This is a genomic window from Chitinophaga sp. (assembly GCF_035564935.1).
In the GTDB taxonomy this organism is placed as follows: Bacteria; Bacteroidota; Bacteroidia; order Chitinophagales; family Chitinophagaceae; genus Chitinophaga.
This window is the reverse complement of the sequence record NZ_DATMTE010000163.1, coordinates 1-2,854: the sequence shown is the minus strand read 5'-3', so window position 1 is coordinate 2,854 and position 2,854 is coordinate 1. Positions and strand designations below refer to the sequence as shown.

General features: G+C 47.0%; 3 protein-coding genes. All 3 read right to left on the bottom strand.

The features are described 5' to 3' along the window. Nucleotides 1-94: 94 nt before the first annotated feature. Entirely contained in the window at nt 95-1,672 is a 1,578-nt protein-coding gene (atpA, locus tag VN105_RS04410) for a F0F1 ATP synthase subunit alpha (RefSeq protein ID WP_325638315.1), read from the bottom strand. 82 nt (nt 1,673-1,754) lie between these two features. Beyond that, nucleotides 1,755-2,315, bottom strand: a complete 561-nt coding sequence (gene atpH / locus VN105_RS04405) for an ATP synthase F1 subunit delta (RefSeq protein WP_325638313.1) — start codon at nt 2,313-2,315, stop codon at nt 1,755-1,757. A 70-nt stretch (nt 2,316-2,385) separates the two neighbouring features. Beyond that, nucleotides 2,386-2,853 carry a F0F1 ATP synthase subunit B gene (gene atpF, locus VN105_RS04400; protein WP_325638311.1) on the bottom strand — a complete coding sequence of 156 codons (468 nt, stop codon included), beginning with the start codon at nt 2,851-2,853 and terminating at the stop codon, nt 2,386-2,388. Nucleotide 2,854: the final 1 nt, after the last annotated feature.

The window sequence follows — 2,854 nt, the reverse complement described above, 5'->3', positions numbered from 1 at the left end:
GTTTTAAAATAAGATGACGGCAGGTTTCCATATAAAAAAATCCCCTCTGCCAGATGGCAAAGGGGATCTGTATTTTAAGCGATAAACGCTGTTATTATGCGAATCTTGGTTTCAGTTCATTAGCCAGTGTAACCATTTTCTTCAGGCCATCTTCGGGCAGGTTACCTTTCTTGAACTCAGCGAGTACTTCCGGCAAACGCACCTGCATTTCATTCAGGAAGGCTTCTTCGAAAGCACGCACCTGTTTAACAGGAACGTCGCGCAGCAAACCATTGGTACCCAGGTAGATCATAGCCACCTGTTTTTCCACGGCATACGGGCTGAACTGAGCTTGTTTCAGGATTTCCACGTTACGGGCGCCTTTGTCGATAACCGCTTTGGTAGCAGCATCCAGGTCACCGCCAAATTTGGAGAAAGCCTCCATTTCGCGGTATTGAGCCTGATCCAGTTTCAGGGTACCGGATACTTTCTTCATGGATTTGATCTGTGCGTTACCACCCACGCGGCTTACAGAGATACCCACGTTGATAGCAGGACGGATACCAGCGTTGAACAGGTTACCTTCCAGGAATATCTGACCATCGGTGATGGAGATTACGTTGGTAGGGATATATGCAGATACGTCACTTGCCTGTGTTTCGATGATAGGCAATGCTGTCAGGGAGCCGCCGCCTTTCACCAGGTGTCTGATAGATTCAGGCAGGTCGTTCATCTGTTTTGCGATAGCATCATTGCTGATGATCTTTGCAGCACGCTCAAGTAAACGGCTATGCAGGTAGAATACGTCACCAGGATATGCTTCGCGTCCGGGAGGGCGTTTCAGCAGCAGGGATACTTCACGGTAAGCAACCGCCTGTTTGGACAGATCATCATAAACGATCAGTGCAGGACGGCCTGAATCGCGGAAGAACTCCCCGATGGCAGCACCGGCAAACGGAGCGTAGAACTGCAGCGGTGCAGGGTCAGCAGCGTTGGCAGCTACGATGGTAGTATAAGCCATAGCGCCTGCTTCCTGTAATGTTTTCATTACACCGGCAACAGTAGATGCTTTCTGGCCAATAGCTACGTATATGCAATAAACAGGTTTGCCTGCATCATAAAATTCTTTCTGGTTGATGATCGTATCAATACAGATAGCTGTTTTACCTGTCTGACGGTCACCGATTACCAGCTCACGTTGTCCACGGCCTACCGGGATCATGGCATCAATCGCCTTTACGCCGGTTTGCAATGGTTCTTTTACCGGCTCACGGTACAGTACACCGGGTGCTTTACGCTCCAGCGGCATTTCATACAGTTCACCTTTGATCGGGCCTTTACCATCTATCGGCTCGCCCAGTGTATTGATTACGCGGCCAACAACACCTTCACCCACGTTAATGGAAGCGATTTTGTTAGTACGGCGTACTTTATCACCTTCTTTAATACCTGCTGACTGCCCCATCAATACCACACCCACATTGTCTTCTTCCAGGTTCAGTGCAATTGCTTTTACACCATTGCTAAATTCTACCAGTTCACCATAACCTACATTGCCCAATCCGTATATGCGGGCAATACCATCACCCACCTGCAATACAGTGCCTACCTCTTCCAGGTCGGCAGAAGCATTGAAGTTGCTTAACTGCTGGCGTAAAATCGCCGAAATTTCATCAGGTTTAATATCAACCATAATTATGATTTTAAAAAAAGTCGTTAAAGAAAATTAGTATAACGACAACAGCTTTGCGTGTACGCAGCGGCTGCTGTATTGATTAACGTAATTCAGATACGTAAATATTCTTGTTAAACTGTTGTTTGATATCTTTCAGATCACGCAGAACAGACGCATCAAACAACTGGTCGTTTGCTTCCAGCACAAAACCGCCGATCAGCTCAGGGTTCACGGCTGTTTCCAGCTGTACCTGCTGCGTGGTTTCACTGGCAATCTTTTGTTTGATCACATCCAGTGTGGCGTTATCCAGGGCAACAGCAGTGGTGATTTTCACCGGGCTGATGTTTTTCAGTACCATGTACTGGCGTGTAAACTCGGTGGTCATTTCAGCCAGCGCGCTTTCACGGCCTTTACCTACCAGCAGGTTTACAAAAGAGCTGGTAGCAGCGCTGATACGGCCTTCAAATATGGCGGCCAGTATTTTCTGTTTCTTATCAGCCTTTATGATAGGGCTTTTAAGCAAACTCACCACATCAGGGTTGCTTTTCATCACCTGTTGTAAGAACAGCATGTCTGTATGCACCACTTCCAGCTGGTTCAGTTCCTGAGCCAGGCTTATCAATGATTTTGCATACCGGGATGCTAAACGGGGATTCTGCATATTATAAAAGCTTTTAGCTTGCAGCGTTCGGCGTTAGCTGTTCAAGAGCCGGGCGCCAGCCGCTGGTATCTTAGTTCAATTTGATTTCTTCCGCCAGTTGTTTCACGTAACCTTCCTGTGCTGTTTTATCGGCCAGCTCTCTTCTCAGTACTTTTTCCGCTACTTCGATCACGAGATTACCTACCTGGTTCTTCACATCCGTTAACGCAGCCATTTTCTGGTTTTCGATAGCGGTATATGCTTCACTGATGATCTTCTTTGCTTCTGCCTGCGCCTGGGTTTTGGCTTCGCTGATGATCATATCCTTCGCGTCTTTTGCTTCTTTCAGGATCTTGCTTCTTTCAGCTTTAGCTTCCGCCAGCACATGTTCATGTTCAGCTTTCATCTGGGCCATTTCTTCCTTTACTCTTTCTGCAGTAGCGATAGAGTCGGTAATGGAACCCTCCCTTTCCTTCAGGGTAGCAAGGATGGGAGTCCAGGCAAATTTTTTCAGGATCAGGAAAACGATGATGAAAATGAATAATGAAATAAGAAACAAG